The sequence below is a fragment of the Microbacterium sp. BK668 genome (genome assembly GCF_004362195.1).
In the GTDB taxonomy this organism is placed as follows: Bacteria; Actinomycetota; Actinomycetes; order Actinomycetales; family Microbacteriaceae; genus Microbacterium.
Genome location: NZ_SNWG01000001.1, coordinates 2,662,029 through 2,677,385, shown reverse-complemented (window position 1 = coordinate 2,677,385; position 15,357 = coordinate 2,662,029). Strand labels below are relative to the sequence as shown.

General features: G+C 71.0%; 13 protein-coding genes. 6 read left to right on the top strand and 7 right to left on the bottom strand.

The features are described 5' to 3' along the window. Positions 1–84: 84 nt before the first annotated feature. Entirely contained in the window at positions 85–2,178 is a 2,094-nt protein-coding gene (locus EV279_RS11985) for a DNA topoisomerase IV subunit B (protein ID WP_133543762.1), read from the bottom strand. 157 nt (positions 2,179–2,335) lie between these two features. On the opposite strand from EV279_RS11985, the gene EV279_RS11980 reads away from it, so the two are divergent. Further along, complete coding sequence (locus tag EV279_RS11980; protein WP_133543760.1) at positions 2,336–2,554, top strand: hypothetical protein; 219 nt, start codon at positions 2,336–2,338, stop codon at positions 2,552–2,554. Here the strand turns inward: EV279_RS11980 and EV279_RS11975 are convergent. Together EV279_RS11975 and EV279_RS11970 are read right to left on the bottom strand one after the other, a co-directional pair. Beyond that, positions 2,544–3,587, bottom strand: coding sequence for an alanine racemase (locus tag EV279_RS11975; protein ID WP_133543758.1), 1,044 nt, complete (start codon positions 3,585–3,587; stop codon positions 2,544–2,546). The two genes, EV279_RS11980 and EV279_RS11975, sit on opposite strands and share 11 nt — an antisense overlap. Continuing rightward, positions 3,584–4,306, bottom strand: coding sequence for an alanine racemase C-terminal domain-containing protein (locus EV279_RS11970; protein WP_243728551.1), 723 nt, complete (start codon positions 4,304–4,306; stop codon positions 3,584–3,586). The genes EV279_RS11975 and EV279_RS11970 overlap by 4 nt, the downstream gene beginning before the upstream one ends. A gap of 46 nt (positions 4,307–4,352) precedes the next feature. Between EV279_RS11970 and EV279_RS11965 the strand changes: the two genes are divergently transcribed. Both EV279_RS11965 and EV279_RS11960 read left to right on the top strand, forming a co-directional pair. Then, a complete protein-coding gene (locus EV279_RS11965; RefSeq protein WP_133543756.1) occupies positions 4,353–5,375 on the top strand; it encodes a sugar-transfer associated ATP-grasp domain-containing protein in 1,023 nt (340 codons plus the stop codon). Positions 5,376–5,432: 57 nt separating this feature from the next. Then, complete coding sequence (locus EV279_RS11960) at positions 5,433–5,753, top strand: hypothetical protein (RefSeq protein WP_208109523.1); 321 nt, start codon at positions 5,433–5,435, stop codon at positions 5,751–5,753. A 76-nt stretch (positions 5,754–5,829) separates the two neighbouring features. Here EV279_RS11960 and EV279_RS11955 read toward each other — a convergent pair whose 3' ends face one another. From EV279_RS11955 to EV279_RS11945, 3 genes are all read right to left on the bottom strand, one after another. Beyond that, on the bottom strand, positions 5,830–6,537 hold the full coding sequence (locus EV279_RS11955; RefSeq protein WP_133543754.1) for a coenzyme F420-0:L-glutamate ligase: 708 nt from the start codon (positions 6,535–6,537) through the stop codon (positions 5,830–5,832). Further along, positions 6,534–7,934 (bottom strand): RNA polymerase sigma factor, encoded by a 1,401-nt coding sequence (locus tag EV279_RS11950; RefSeq protein ID WP_243728550.1) that lies wholly within the window; start codon positions 7,932–7,934, stop codon positions 6,534–6,536. The genes EV279_RS11955 and EV279_RS11950 overlap by 4 nt, the downstream gene beginning before the upstream one ends. 211 nt (positions 7,935–8,145) lie before the next feature. Next, on the bottom strand, positions 8,146–9,066 hold the full coding sequence (locus EV279_RS11945) for a PAC2 family protein (RefSeq protein ID WP_133543752.1): 921 nt from the start codon (positions 9,064–9,066) through the stop codon (positions 8,146–8,148). Between the two features lie 82 nt (positions 9,067–9,148). Here EV279_RS11945 and EV279_RS11940 point away from each other — a divergent pair, with 82 nt between their 5' ends. The 3 genes from EV279_RS11940 (at position 9,149) to sucB (ending at position 13,964) form a co-directional block, all read left to right on the top strand. Beyond that, the gene (locus tag EV279_RS11940; RefSeq protein ID WP_133543750.1) at positions 9,149–10,627 is read left to right on the top strand and encodes a leucyl aminopeptidase; all 1,479 of its coding nucleotides are present in this window, start codon (positions 9,149–9,151) and stop codon (positions 10,625–10,627) included. Continuing rightward, complete coding sequence (lpdA, locus tag EV279_RS11935) at positions 10,624–11,997, top strand: dihydrolipoyl dehydrogenase (protein WP_133543748.1); 1,374 nt, start codon at positions 10,624–10,626, stop codon at positions 11,995–11,997. Before EV279_RS11940 ends, lpdA begins: the two co-directional genes overlap by 4 nt. Positions 11,998–12,062: 65 nt before the next feature. Next, positions 12,063–13,964, top strand: coding sequence for a 2-oxoglutarate dehydrogenase, E2 component, dihydrolipoamide succinyltransferase (gene sucB / locus EV279_RS11930; protein ID WP_133543746.1), 1,902 nt, complete (start codon positions 12,063–12,065; stop codon positions 13,962–13,964). Positions 13,965–13,976: 12 nt separating this feature from the next. Here sucB and EV279_RS11925 read toward each other — a convergent pair whose 3' ends face one another. Next, a complete protein-coding gene (locus EV279_RS11925; protein WP_133543744.1) occupies positions 13,977–15,296 on the bottom strand; it encodes a hypothetical protein in 1,320 nt (439 codons plus the stop codon). Positions 15,297–15,357 lie beyond the last annotated feature (61 nt).

Genomic DNA, 15,357 nt, shown 5'->3' with positions numbered 1-15,357 from the left:
CGCGGAGCGAGGACTTCTCGCCGCGCGAGGATGGATCCGCGCGACCCGTCCTCGCTTCGCGAGACGCCCTCGTCCCGCGAGACGTCAGGCGTCGATGGACTCGCGGGACAGCCGGTCGCTCGAGTTCACGATGAACTCGCGACGGGGCGCCACTTCGTTGCCCATGAGCAGTTCGAAGACGGATGCCACGGCCCCGGCATCCTCGAGACGGACGCGTCGCAGGGTCCGGCCCGCGCGGTCCATCGTGGTCGTCGCGAGCTGCTCGGCATCCATCTCACCCAGGCCCTTGTAGCGCTGGACCGGCTCCTGCCACCGCTTGCCGGACTTGGCGAGCTTGGTGAGCAGGCCGTGGAGCTCCTGCTCGCTGTACGTGTAGATGGTCTCGTTGGGCTTGGATCCCGGATTCATGACGACCACGCGATGCAGCGGCGGAACGGCCGCGAACACGCGACCCTCTTCGATGAGCGGCCGCATGTACCGGAAGAAGAGAGTGAGCAGGAGGGTGCGGATGTGCGCCCCGTCGACATCCGCGTCGCTCATCAGGATGACCTTGCCGTAGCGGGCCTGGTCGATGTCGAACGAGCGGCCGGAGCCCGCGCCGATGACCTGGATGATCGACGCGCACTCGGCGTTGCTCAGCATGTCGCTGATCGACGCCTTCTGGACGTTGAGGATCTTGCCGCGGATCGGCAGCAGCGCCTGGTACTCGCTGTTGCGGGCATGCTTGGCGGTGCCGAGGGCCGAGTCGCCCTCGACGATGAACAGCTCGGACTCGGCGACGTCGTTGGTGCGGCAGTCGGCGAGCTTCGCCGGGAGCGACGAGGACTCGAGCGCGTTCTTGCGACGCTGCGTCTCCTTGTGGGTGCGCGCCGAGATGCGCGCCTTCATCTCGGCGACGACCTTGTCGAGCAGGAGCGCCGTCTGGTTCTTGTCGTCGCGCTTGGTCGAGGCGAACCTCGCAGTCAGCTCCCGCGTCACGACGTTCGCGACGATCTGGCGCACCGCGGGGGTTCCGAGAACCTCCTTGGTCTGGCCCTCGAACTGCGGCTCGGGCAGGCGCACGGTGAGCACCGTCGTGAGCCCGGCGAGGATGTCGTCCTTCTCGAGCTTGTCGTTCCCGACCTTCAGCCGGCGTGCGTTCTGCTCGACCTGGCCGCGGATCACCTTCATGAGTCCGAGCTCGAAGCCCTGCTGGTGCGTGCCGCCCTTCGGGGTGGCGATGATGTTGACGAACGATCGGCCGACGGTGTCGTAGCCGGTCCCCCAGCGCACCGCGACGTCGACGTGGCACTCCCTCTCGACCTCGGTGGGCACCATCGCGCCGCCCGGCTGCAGCACGGGCACCGTCTCGGTGAACGTGCCGGAGCCGGTGAGGCGCCACGTGTCGGTGATCGGCGCGTCCGGCGCGAGGAACTCGGCGAACTCCGAGATGCCGCCGTCGAAGCGGAAGGTCGTCTCCTCGCGGCCGCCGTCGCGCTCGTCGCGGATGGCGATCTCGAGCCCCGGAACGAGGAAAGCCGTCTGGCGGGCGCGCTGCTCCAGCTCATCGAGGTCGAACGCGGCATCCTTCGTGAAGATCTGGCGGTCGGCCCAGTACCGGATGCGGGTGCCGGTCACGCCCCTGGCGGCCCTGCCGACGACGCGCAGCTCCGAGCTCTTCTCGAACGGCGAGAAGGGCGCGTCCGGTGTCGGGCCGGCGAACACCCCGGGCTCGCCGCGGTGGAACGACATCGCCCAGGTCTTCCCGCCGCGGTCCACCTCGACATCCAGGCGCTCCGAGAGCGCGTTCACGACGGACGCCCCGACGCCGTGCAGTCCGCCCGACGCCGCGTACGAGCCGCCGCCGAACTTGCCGCCGGCGTGCAGCTTGGTGAAGACCACCTCCACCCCGGAGAGGCCGGTGCGCGGCTCGATGTCGACCGGGATGCCGCGGCCGCGGTCGCGGACCTCGACGCTGCCGTCAGGATGCAGGACGATCTCGATGCGGCTGCCGTTGCCGGCCAGGGCCTCGTCGACCGCGTTGTCGATGATCTCCCACAGGCAGTGCATGAGACCGCGCGAGTCGGTCGAGCCGATGTACATGCCGGGGCGCTTGCGGACCGCTTCGAGCCCCTCGAGCACCTGGAGATGGTGGGCGGAATACTCGGCGGTCACGAGGATCAAGCGTATCCGCGGCATCCGACGCCCCCTTGCACAGACACGGCACCCCGTCTCCCCCGTACGCGCTGAGCGAAATGTCTCCCGTTCGCGGCATACCCGTAACAAACGCGTGGTTATATCTATGGACTTGCAGAAGCGACATCGCAGAGTGACACAGCACAGAGGAGGCACCGAGATGAACACGCTTTCGACCCCTGCCGAGCCGGGTGCCGTCCTCGAGTACCGCCTCACCGCCATGGACCGCTGCGACTCGTGCGGCGCCCAGGCCTACATCGCGGCCGAGGTCAACGGCAGCGAGCTGCTGTTCTGCGCCCACCATGGGCGCAAGTACGAGGAGAAGCTCCGCTCGGTCGCGACCTCGTGGCACGACGAGACGGCCCGGCTCAGCGAGTAGGCCTCTCGTCCCGCCGGCGCCGTTCCACGGTCGGCGCTATCCGCACGGCGATCTCCTCGCCGATCGTGCCGATGAGTTCGGCGGCGTCCGTGGCGCTCATCGAGGCGGCCGCCCCCAGCACGATCACTTCATCGCCGACGGCTGCGGTCGGCCACCCGTCGACGTCGCTCTCCTCCGCGGCGATCGACCGCACGGTCCGAGGGCCCGCGGGGGTCTCGACCACGAGGCGTCCCGCGAGCGTCGACGGAAGACCGTCGAGACTGCCCGTTCCGACGACGACCCGATCGCCGTCGACGCGGATGACTTCGGCGACCAGACTCGCGATCGGACGGATGCCGAGCTCCGACTCGGCGGGACCGCCGGCGGGTCGGATGCCGTACGCGAAGGCGCCGATGCGCACGAGGTCGTAACGGAACTCGGGGCGCGCGAACCCCGCAGCCGACGCGGCGAGGTGCTTGAGCCTCGGCCGGAGTCCCGCGAGCTCCGCCTGCGCCGCGGCGAGGTCGAAGACGGCGCGCGCCTCGTCGTCCTCCGCGTCCGAGGCCTCGGCGATGTGGCTCCAGATGCCGACGACCTCGATGGCGCCCGCACGTTCGAGTTCCGCAGCGCGCGCGGTGAATGCGGGCCACTCCTCGGGACGGACGCCGTTGCGGCGGAGCCCGGAGTCGATCTTCAGGTGCACACGCGCGCGCCCGGACGCAGCGGCCACCTCTTCGAGCAGCGCCGCGTCGCCGACGCCGATGTCGAGATCGGCGGAGATCGCTTCCTGGGCCTCCTCAGCGGACGCGACGATCCAGACGAAGATCCGCGGCCCGTCGCCCAGCTCGGCGCGGATGGCGCGTCCGGTGCGGGCGTCGAAGGCCCCGAACCAGCGGATGCCGTTGTCCCACGCCAGCGAAACGATCCCTTGCAACCCGTGCCCGTAGGCGTCGTCCTTGACGACCAGCATGTGCTCGGCGGGCGCGATTCGGCGCGCGATCTCAGCGAGGTTCGCGGCGAACGCATCCGCGTCGATCCAGAGACGGCCCGTCACGTGATGTACTCCCGGATCGCGCGCAGCCCCACGGCCGTGACCAGCTCGGCCGCCGTCAGCCCCGTCGCCTCCGTCCACTCGCCGACCGAGGGATCGTTCGCGCCTGCGCCGAAGAAGACGACGGCGTCGCCTCGGCGAACGTCGGCGTCGCCGATGTCGACCACGCACACGTCCATCGCGACGCGTCCGACGATCGGGTGCCGGCTGCCGCGGATCACGACGCCGGCGCGTCCGCCGAGCCCGCGCACGATGCCATGGGCGTACCCGCCCGTCACGAGCGCCACTCGGGTGTCAGCCGCCGCGCGGTGAGCGAAGCCGTAGGAGACTCCCTCTCCCGCGCGCAGTGCCTTGACGACGAGCACGGACCCGGTGAGGCGCATGACCGGGATCCCGCCCGTGCCCGGAAGGCCGAAGGCCTCTGCGGAATCGAGGGTCGGCCCGCCGGACGCTCCGACCGCCGCGCCGCGGAGTTCCTCGGCGAGTCCGTTCCCCGAGCGCTCGTCGACGAGGAAGGCGTCGACTCCCAGCGCCAGCAGCGCGCGCCCGACGGGCGACGCACCGTGTCCCCACGCATCGTGGCGCAGATCCGCGACGCTGTACTCGCCGTCGCTGCGCAGCAGCATCGCCTCGACATTCGTGCGGAGCGCCCGGCAGTCGATCCGGACGACGGGAGCACTGGGCATGGGCGCGGCATCCGTCGTCCCGTCCCCGAAAGTCACGCCGTCTAGACTATCGAGGTCCCCCGCACCCGACCCTGGAGCACCCATGCCTTCGAAGGGCCTCGGCCTCGTGCCCCGCCTCCGCTACCTCGCCGGACGCGCGCGTCGCATCGACGTCGGATCGGTGCTGGAGCGCGCCACGGAGGCGTCGCAAGAGCACGGCAAGTGGCGGCCGGCGATCGTGGCCGACATGCTGTGGCAGGCCGGCTTCAAGAACGTCGGGTTCCAGGACTACATCGACTACGACTTCGCCATCCTCACCAAGGCCGAGCGGGCGACGTACATGACGCACCCGGTGTCGAACCAGCTGTCGCAGAAGTACGACCATCCCGACTTCCGCCACATCTTCCAGGACAAGGTCGCCTTCGACCGCGTCTTCAGCGAGCACCTGCACCGCGAGTGGATGGTCGTCGAGGCGGGCAACGCCGCCGCCGTGCGCGCGTTCGCGGAGCGCCACGGCACGATCGTCACCAAGGAGCCCGTGGGGCAGGCGGGGACCGGTGTCCACCGCTACCACGCCGCCGAGGTCGAGGACTGGGACGGCTTCCACCGCGAGCTGCTGGCACGGGGCGAGCTGCTGATCGAGGAGGTCATCGTGCAGCACGACGACCTCGCTGCGGTGTGTCCCGGCACCGTCAACACGACCCGTGTCACAGCGTTCTTCGACGGCGAGCAGACCCACGTCCTCGCGATCGCCCAGAAGTTCGGCCGCGGCGCCGTCAGCGACCAGATGACCTACGGCGGCTTCTACACGATGCTCGACGACTCCGGCCGGGCGATGGGCAAGGGCTACGACTCGCACGGACACATCCACGAGTTCCACCCCGAGTCGGGGGTTCGCATCCCCGACTTCCGGCTTCCGCTCATGGATGAGGTCGTCGCCTTCGTCGACCGCGTGGCGCGGGTCGTGCCCCAGGTGCAGTACGTCGGGTGGGACATCGTCGTGACACCGACCGGGCCCGTGCTCGTCGAGGGCAACTGGGCCGCCGGCGTATACGAGAACAAGCCGAGCGCGACCGGCATCCGCACCGGCCATAAGCCGCGCTACCGCGAGGCCATCGGCTTCTGACCGGACGGCCCGCGCCGAAGGGATGCGCTGCAGCCGGGGCGAGAGGATGCTGGGACCATGAGCTCACCGGAGCCGATCGTCCGGATGTGGCGCGGCGTCGTCCGCACCGAGGACCGCGACGCGTACCTCGACTACGTCGCACGCACCGGGATGGACGAGTACCGCGCCACCGCGGGGAACCTCGACGCGTGGATGCTGTGGCGCGACCTTCGCGACGGGCTCACCGAGATCGTCACGATCTCGCGGTGGGAGTCGATGGACGCGATCCGCGGCTTCGCCGGTGACGACGCCGATCGCGCCGTGTTCTACCCCGAGGACGACAGATACCTCGTCGAGCGCGACGTCACGGTGCGCCACTACATCGACGCACGGCCCTGACCTCGGGCGCGGGAACGACGACGGCCCCGCCGTCCTTCCGCCGCCGGCGGGGATGAGGGGGCCGTCGAAGAAGCGCTCAGCCGGCGGAGGACCGCCGGACGATCCCGAGCGGCGTCGATTGATGCCCCTGGCCGAGCGGATTGTCCCGCAGGATCGCGACGAGCTGCCGGTCGGCGTCCTTCGTCAGCGTCGAGCCCAGGATGTTGCCGCCGATGTCGTTGATGTCCACGACGGCGACCTCGGGCACGCCGCCGAGCAGCGCCTTCAGGCGCTGTGCGACCTCGCGGGGCTTCTCGGGGCCGAGGACGACCGCCTTGTTGTAGGGCGGGATGGTCCCGCTCGTCGGACCGTCGATCGCGCGCGCCTTGTCACCGGCGATGCGGTAGAAGTCGCCGCGCCGGCCGAACAGCTTCGTGACGGCCGAGACGGCGGCGGCCAGGAGGATCCGGGGCGTCCCGCACTCCCGCAGCGCCATCTCCATCGTCTCGGGCATGCCGAGCCCGATGCCGTAGGGCGTCTTGACGACGAACCGCGACAGGAAGAACGCGAGCCGCCGCGGCTTGATCGAGTCGATCGGGAACGAGCGCCCCTGCGTGATCGCGACGATCTTCTCGGTGACGAAAAGCGTGTCGCCCGGCCGAACGAGATCGCCCGCGTACTCGCGCACGAACGCGTCGAGATCGTCTCCGGGCATGACCACGCGCGTCCTGATGGGAATGCGGGAGAAGCTCGCGCCCTCGAGATCGACGGTCAGCGCCTTGCCGGCGTTGGCCTCGCCGCTCATTCGAGGTAGTCCCGGAGAGACTGCGATCGCGAGGGATGCCGGAGCTTGGCCATCGTCTTCGACTCGATCTGGCGGATGCGCTCGCGCGTGACGCCGAAGGTGTCGCCGATCTGGTCGAGCGTCTTCGGCTGGCCGTCGCCGAGACCGAAGCGCATGCGGATGACGCCCGCCTCCCGCTCGGAGAGGGAGTCGAGGAGCGACTCGAGCTGACGCTGCAGCATCGTGAAGCCCACCGCATCGGCGGGGACCACCGCCTCGGTGTCCTCGATCAGATCGCCGAACTCGCTGTCGCCGTCCTCGCCGAGGGGCGTGTGCAGCGAGATCGGCTCGCGGCCGTACTTCTGCACCTCGATGACCTTCTCGGGGGTCATGTCGAGCTCGCGGCTCAGCTCCTCCGGCGTGGGTTCGCGGCCGAGGTCCTGCAGCATCTGCCGCTGCACGCGCGCGAGCTTGTTGATGACCTCGACCATGTGCACGGGGATGCGGATCGTGCGGGCCTGGTCGGCCATGGCGCGCGTGATGGCCTGGCGGATCCACCACGTCGCGTAAGTCGAGAACTTGAAGCCCTTGGTGTAGTCGAACTTCTCCACGGCGCGGATCAGACCGAGGTTGCCCTCCTGGATGAGGTCCAGGAACTGCATGCCGCGGCCGGTGTAGCGCTTGGCGAGCGACACGACGAGGCGCAGGTTGGCGCCGAGCAGGTGGCTCTTGGCGCGCTGGCCATCACGTGCGACCCACTGCAGGTCCAGGCCCAGCTGCGACGACTTCTCGGCCGCCGACATGTGCGACAGCTTCTCCTCGGCGAACAGGCCCGCCTCGATGCGCATCGCGAGCTCGACCTCTTCGGCCGCGTTCAGCAGCGGGACCTTGCCGATCTGCTTCAGGTAGTCCTTGACGGGGTCGGCCGTCGCGCCCGTGATCTGCGTGGAGTAGACGGGGATGTCGTCCTCGTCGCTCGACGAGATGACGATGGCGCCGGTCGGCAGGGGCTCGGTGAAGACCGGGGCGGTCTTGCCCTCCTCCTCGTCGTCCTCCTCGTCCGAGGACTCGGCATCCGTGGAGGAGGTCGCCTTCGCGCGCGCGGCGGGAGCGGCAGCGGTGTCGTCGTCGGAGTCGTCCTCCGCCGCGACGTCCGCCTCGTCCTCGACGTCGTCCCCGATCTCGTCGTCGGTGTCGAGCTCGACGTCGTCGTCGATCTCCTCGTCGTCAGCGGACTCATCGTCCTTGGCCGTGGCCTTGCTCGCCTTCGACGGGGCCTTCGTCTTGGATCCGGCCTTCGCCGCCGTCTTCGCCGCGCGCTTGGCGGCGGGCTTGGTCACGACCTCCTCGGCGGGGGTCTCTGCCTCGGTGTCCTGCGCTGCTCGGGATCGAGGTGTGGTCTTCGTGCTCGAGGTCACGTTTCGCCTTTCATCGGCGGGCGCTGCGTCCGGCGCCCCCCGATCGATTTCGGACACTAGTAAGACCCTTGTCAAGTCCCCGGGCTCTGAGATCGCCTCAGGAAAGGGGTTGACAACGGGTCAGGTCATCTATTGTCTCACACTCGCCGATCGGTCGAGGGCGGTTGGAGACGTACTCATCACAACGTTCGCGCGACGCGCGGCATTCCCCTCAGGGCCGCTTGTCGTCGTCGCCCGACGGCCGCGTGGCGAGGAAGCGCTCGAGCTCGGCGGCGAGCTCATCGGCGCTCGGGAGGTCGCCCGTGTGGATGATCGGTGTCGCCAGGGTCGAGCCGGCCATGTAGGCGTCGTATCGTTCCTCGAGGCCCTCGAGCATGCGCGAGAGCTCCTCGCTCCCGGCCACCTGCTCGTCCACCTTGGTGAGGTACTCGCGGTTCTGCTCGCGCAGGTCGTCGCCCGAGAAGACGAGGCCCGTCGCGGCGGCGATGCTGTCCAGGCCCGCGAGGGTCGCCGCGGGGTACTCGGTGTCGCCGAGGTAGTGCGGGATGAGCAGGACGAAGCCCGCGATCGCGAATCCCTCCTGGGCGAGCCGATACTCCAGGAGGTGGCCGGCGGTCGCGGGCACCTGGGTATGCGGCTTCCACACCGAGTGGGCCTCGGTCAGCTCCTCGCGCGTGCCGCTGACGGTCGTTCCTATCGGCCGCGTGTGCGGCACGGGCATCGGGATGGCGTGCACCCAGGTGACCGTGGATACGGCGAGGGTCCGCGCGAAGTCGACGACGGTCGCCGCGAAGGCGTCCCACGCGAAGTCGGGCTCGTACCCGGCGAGCACGAGGAACGGCCGGCCGAGCGAGTCGTGCGCGAGCGAGAGCTCGAGGCGCGGCGGGCGGTAGTCGCTCAGGTGGTCCGAATCGAACGAGATGATCGGCCGGCGGGCGCGGTAGTCCAGCAGCACATCGTTCGAGAACACGGCGACCGGGGTCGGGTCGAGCTCGTCGCGCAGATAGTCCACGAGACCGCTGACGGCGCTTCCCGCGTCGGTGAAGCCGGTCAGCGCGATGACGAGGGGAAGCCCGGCGGGCACCGGCGGAGCCGAGACGGCCCGCTCGAACAGGGGTGCGGACTGGGGCATGGCTCCATGCTACGAGCCGGTCCCGCCGCCCGGGTGGGCGCCGTCCCGCTGACAGCGAACACGGCTCCATAGGATGGTGGGCATGTCGTTCCCCGACCTCGAGTACTCCACCGCACCGATCCGAGAAGCCGACGCAGACGCCATCCTCCTCGCTCTCCCTCCCCTCGACAGGGACGACTCCCCCCGCCTGGACGACTGGCCGGGCCTCCGCGAGGCCCTCCTCGCCACGGGGTTCACGGGCGCCGCGGGGTCTTTCCAGCGGGCGTTCGCGCCGGAGGCGACGACCCTTCCTCTCGCGATCGTGGGCACCGGTGCGACCCCGGATGCCTCTTCCCTGCGCGATGCGGTCGGCACCGGCATCCGCACGCTCACGGGATTTCCGACCGTGGCCGTCGCCGCTCCCGCCGCCGACCCGGCGCTCTGGCGGGCGGCAGCGGAGGGAGCCGTGCTCGGCGGCTACCGCTTCGACGGCTACAAGTCGGAGGCCCCCAAGTCCCGCGCGGAGCGCGTGCGCGTCCACGGCTCCGAGGAGCCCGGCGGCGACGAGGTCGCCGCCGTCATCGCCGTGGCCGACGCCGTCGCCCTGGTGAAGGATCTCGTCTCGATCCCTGCGGAGTGGCTGGGGCCCGAAGACTTCGCCGAGCGCGCCACGACATCGGTCGCCGAGCTTCCGGTGATCGTCGAGGTGCTCGATGAGAAGGCGCTCGCCGACGGCGGCTACGGGGGCATCCTCGGGGTCGGGCAGGGCTCGGACCGGCCGCCTCGGCTCGTGCGCCTCGACTACGCGCCCGACGGCGCGACGCGGCACATCGCCCTCGTCGGCAAGGGCATCACCTTCGACACCGGCGGCCTCTCCCTCAAGCCCGCAGCCGGGATGGTAGGGATGAAGTACGACATGTGCGGGGCGGCGACAGCCCTCGCCGTGCTGCGAGCCGCCGCGGCCCTCGCGCTTCCCGTGCGCGTCACCGCGTGGCTGTGCATCGCCGACAACATGCCCTCCGGTCGTGCCACGCGCCCGGGCGACGTCCTGCGACTCCTCGACGGCTCCACCGTCGAGGTGCTCAACACGGATGCCGAGGGCCGCCTCGTGCTCGCGGACGGACTCGTCGCGGCAAGCCGGGAGCACCCGGACCTTCTCATCGACATCGCCACCCTGACGGGCGCGATCACGATCGCGCTCGGAACCCGCCACGCGGGCGTCATGGGCGACGACGAGGCCGTCGCCCGCTACCTCGCCGCATCGGCCGAGACCGGGGAGCTCGCCTGGCAGCTTCCGCTCCCCGAGCACATGAACGACGAGCTCGACTCCCCCATCGCCGACCTCGTCAACGCCAAGGTCGGCGATCCGGCCGGCGGATCGCTGTTCGCCGGGCTGTTCCTGCGCCGCTTCGTGGGTCGCGCCTCGGAGGGGGACGACGCCGGCCGCATTCCGTGGATCCACCTGGACATCGCGGGCGTCGGGATGAACAAGGGCGGGCCGTTCGGCTTCACCGACAAGGGACCCACCGCGGCGACCGTCCGCTCGCTCATCCATCTTCTCGGCGAGGAGGCCGCACGATGACCGATCACAGCTTCGACCTCGTGGTGCTCGGAGGCGGAAGCGGCGGCTACGCCGCCGCCCTCCGTGCGGCCGAGCTGGGCAAGTCCGTGGTGATGATCGAGAAGGACAAGGTCGGCGGGACGTGCCTGCACCGGGGCTGCATTCCGACCAAGGCGCTGCTGCACGCAGCCGAGATCGCCGACAACGTGCGGGAGTCGGCGTCCTTCGGCGTCCGCGCGTCGTTCGAGGCGATCGACCCGGACGGGGTGCGGGCCTACCGCGAGGGGATCGTGGCGAAGAAGTACAAGGGCCTGGAGGGGCTCGTCAGGGCGCGGGGCATCACCGTAGTCCAGGGCGAGGGCCGCCTCGAGGCGGACCGCGCCGTGCGCGTCGGCGACGACCGGTACGTCGGAGCCGACGTCGTCCTCGCGACCGGGTCGTACAGCCGCACCCTTCCCGGCCTCGAGATCGGGGGCCGCATCCTCACGAGCGAGCAGGCTCTCGAGCTGCGGGAGGTGCCGCGGTCGGCCGTCGTGCTGGGCGGCGGCGTGATCGGCGTCGAGTTCGCGAGCGTGTGGCGCTCGTTCGGCGTCGACGTGACGATCGTCGAAGCCCTGGACCACCTCGTGCCGGTCGAGGACGTCGCCCTCAGCAAGGGCCTCGAGCGGGCGTTCCGCAAGCGCGGCATCGCGTACTCGCTCGGCGTCCGCTTCGCCGGCGCGACCCAGACGGCGGACGCCGTCACCGTGAACCTGGAGGACGGCAAGACGCTGGAAGCGGACTACCTGCTGGTCGCGGTCGGGCGCGGGCCCGCCACGGAGGGGATGGGCTTCGAGGACGCCGGCGTGACGCTGGACCGCGGGTTCGTCGTGACGGACGATCGCCTCCGCACGTCGGCCGCGCACGTGTGGGCCGTCGGCGACATCGTGCCCGGCCTCCAGCTGGCCCACCGCGGCTTCCAGCAGGGCATCTTCGTCGCGGAGGAGATCGCGGGACTGTCCCCCGTGCTCGTCCCGGATGTCCAGACTCCCCGGGTCACCTATTCGCATCCCGAGGTGGCGTCCGTCGGTCTCACCGAGGCGAAGGCCGTGGAGGCGCACGGCGCCGACGGTGTCGTCGCGTACGAGTACAACCTCGCCGGCAACGGCAAGAGCGAGATCATCGGCACGTCCGGCATCGTGAAGGTCGTCCGGCACAAGGACGGTCCCGTCCTGGGCGTCCACCTTCTCGGCGACCGCGTCGGTGAGCTCATCACGGAGGGCCAGCTGGCTGTCGGATGGGAAGCGCACCCGGAGGACATCGCGCCTTTCGTGCACGCCCACCCGACGCAGAGCGAGGCGCTCGGCGAGGCCTTTCTGGCGCTCGCGGGCAAGCCCCTGCACGCCCTGTGAACCCCGGCGCGCGAACCTCATCACTAAGCTAGACACGACATCGGCATCTTGAAGGAGACAGTCCCATGAGCACATCCGTGGTCCTCCCCGCGCTCGGCGAGAGCGTCACAGAGGGAACGGTCACCCGCTGGCTCAAGAAGGTCGGTGACAGCATCCAGGCCGACGAGGGCCTGCTGGAGATCTCCACCGACAAGGTCGACACCGAGATCCCTTCGCCGGTGAGCGGCGTCATCGAAGAGATCCTCGTCCAGGAGGACGAGACCGTCGAGGTCGGCGCCGTGCTCGCCAAGATCGGTGACGGATCCTCCGCTCCCGCCGAGTCCCCCGCGCCCGAGCAGGCGCCCGCCGAAGCCCAGCAAGCTCCCGCCGAAGCCGCCCCGGCCGAGGCGGCACCCGCCGAGGCTCCCGCGAAATCGGCACCGGCCGCAGCCGAGACGGCACCCGCTGCCGAGGCATCCGCCCCCGCCGCATCCGGCGGTTCCGGCGGCAAAGAGGTCGTCCTCCCCGAACTCGGCGAGAGCGTCACCGAGGGCACCGTCACCCGCTGGCTCAAGCAGGTCGGCGACTCCGTCGAGACGGACGAGCCGCTGCTGGAGATCTCGACGGACAAGGTCGACACGGAGATCCCCTCGCCCTTCACCGGCGTGCTCCAGGAGATCCTCGTGAAGGAGGACGAGACCGTCGCGGTCGGCTCGGCCCTCGCGCGCATCGGCGACAGCGCTCCGGCGGCAGAGGCTCAGGAGTCTGCGCCCGCTCCTGCGCAGGAAGCTCCCGCACAGGAGGCTCCCGCGGAGGAGGCCCCGGCTCAGCAGGCGCCCGCCCAGGAGGCGCCGGCCCAGCAGGCGCCCGCCCAGGAGGCGCCGGCCCAGCAGGCGCGGGCCCAGGACGCTCCGGCCCAGCAGGCGCCGGCCCAGGAGGCTCCGGCCCAGCAGACGCCGGCAGAGCCGGCACCCGCGCCGGCCCCCGCCCCCGCTCCGGCCGCCGCCCCCGCTCCCCAGGCAGCGGCTCCCGCTTCCTCCGCCCCCGCATCGCAGACCGGCGACGACTCCGATGTCCCGACCTACGTCACGCCCCTCGTGCGCCGTCTCGCGCAGCAGCAGGGCGTCGACCTCTCGACGGTCACCGGCACGGGCGTCGGCGGGCGCATCCGCAAGGAGGATGTGCTCAAGGCCGCCGAAGCGGCGTCCGCTCCCGCCGCTCCCGCCGCCACCGCCCCCGCCGCGGCAGCCGCTCCCCGGCTCGAGGTCTCGCCGCTGCGCGGAACGACGCAGCCGATGTCGCGCCTCCGCAAGGTCATCGCCGAGCGGGCGGTCGCCTCGATGCAGGCGACGGCGCAGCTCACGACGGTCGTCGAGGTCGATGTGACGAAGCTCGCGTCGTACCGCGACTCGGTGAAGGCGGACTTCCAGGCCAAGACCGGCGACAAGCTGTCGTTCCTGCCGTTCTTCGCCGTCGCCGCCGTCGAGGCGCTGCAGGCGTACCCGATCATCAACGCCACGGTCGACGGCAACCAGATCGTCTACCCCGGAACGGAGAACATCTCGATCGCGGTCGACACCGAGCGCGGTCTGCTGACGCCGGTCGTCAAGGATGCCGCGGGCAAGAACCTGGCGCAGTTCGCGCGGGAGATCGCAGACCTCGCGGCACGCACCCGTGACAACAAGCTGAAGCCCGACGAGCTCGCCGGCGGAACCTTCACGCTGACCAACACCGGCTCGCGCGGCGCGCTGTTCGACACCCCCATCGTCTTCCTGCCGCAGTCGGCGATCCTCGGACTGGGCGCCGTCGTCAAGAAGCCCGGCGTCGTGTCGGTGGACGGCAAGGACGCGATCGCCGTCCGTTCCTACGTCTATCTCGCGCTGTCGTACGACCACCGCATCATCGACGGTGCGGATGCCGCCCGTTTCCTGAGCGCGGTGAAGTCCCGCCTCGAGGCGGCCGACTTCGCGGGTGTCCTCGGCATCTGAGCTCGAACCGGATCATCGTGGGTGCTCCACGACGTCGTGCACGTCGCGGAGCACCCACGACGTATCTGTGCGCACGATGACGACCAGCTGAGAGGCGGCTTCGCCGGCGACGGCGTCCACCCTGAGTACCGCCGCGCCGCCGAACTCGTCGAGCAGGGTGATCCGGCGCTCGGTCGCGGGGAGATCCACGACACCGGCCGCCAGCACCGCGGACGGGTCCTCCTGCAGAGCGGCGCGACATGCGTCGTCGCATGACGCGCGGGCGGTCAGCAGCGCGTCGAGCGTCGCCTCGAGGCCGGCCGGCGGAGAGACCGGCGGCCCGGCGGTCGCCTCGGCGTCGACCCCCGCGGCGGGGTCGGCGACCGCCGCGCGATCCGCCGCCGCGGGCTCGTCGGACACCGACGAGGCCCCGGGGGCGGGCGTCGGATCCGCCGTCCCTCCCTCGGCGGTCGCCGGTCCGCCCGCCGGCCACAGCAGGCCGCCGGCCAGGACCGCGCAGGCGATGATCCCGCCCACGAGGATCGGCCGTCTGCGGCTCGGGGGTCGCTCCGCCCGCACGCGGCGCCAGAGCCCGGTCGTCGCCCGCGAGAGGGCGTCGGCGAGGTCGGCGTCGACCATGCCCACGAGCCTCGACAGCAGCGACGGCTCGGACGCCGGCACGTCGTGAGCGACGGGATCGACGGCGGCGGCCGCGCGCGCCCGACGCGGGGCGAAGACGGTCGTCGCAAGCGGCTCGGGCGCCGCGACCGCGAACATCGCATCCTCGAGGCGGGTCAGCGAGCGGGCCAGCCGCGCCGGCTCTTCGGCGACCTCGATCGCCTCGGCGAGCACGGCAGCCAGGCGCGAAGACGCGGCCGCGGTCACCTCCTCGAGCAGCACACGCGTGGCCTCGCCGACATGCTCCCCCTCACTCCGGAAGGCGAAGACGGGGCGGCCGTCGCTGCTGAGCCACCACGTTCCGATCGCATCGTCCGCCTGGAGGGTCCTCGTCTCGGCGAGACCTCGCAGCCCGCTCACCGCGAGTGTCAGGCACTCGCCGTCGGTCAGCGCCGCATCGCTGCGTCGCGCCAGGAAGTCCGCCAGCCTCTCTCCGCACGGACGGAAGGCGGCGAAGTGGCCCTGCGCGCGCCGCACGAGATCGAAGGGTGCGAGCAGATGGCCGTCTGCCGCGGCCCGCCATGCGGGCCAGTTCTCGCCGAGGTCGGGCACGTCGACGAGGAGCACCGGCCCGCTCGCGTCCTGTGCGAGCAGTCCCGGCCACGGCGTGTCGGCCGGAGAGTCGAGCCGGCGGATCACCCGGTAGGCGGTGAGGAGCGGGTCGTCGGGAGCCACCTCTCCACCCTGAGGGGCTTGCACGGCGCGCGCCGATCGGCGGCGGCCGCGGTGGAGAGGG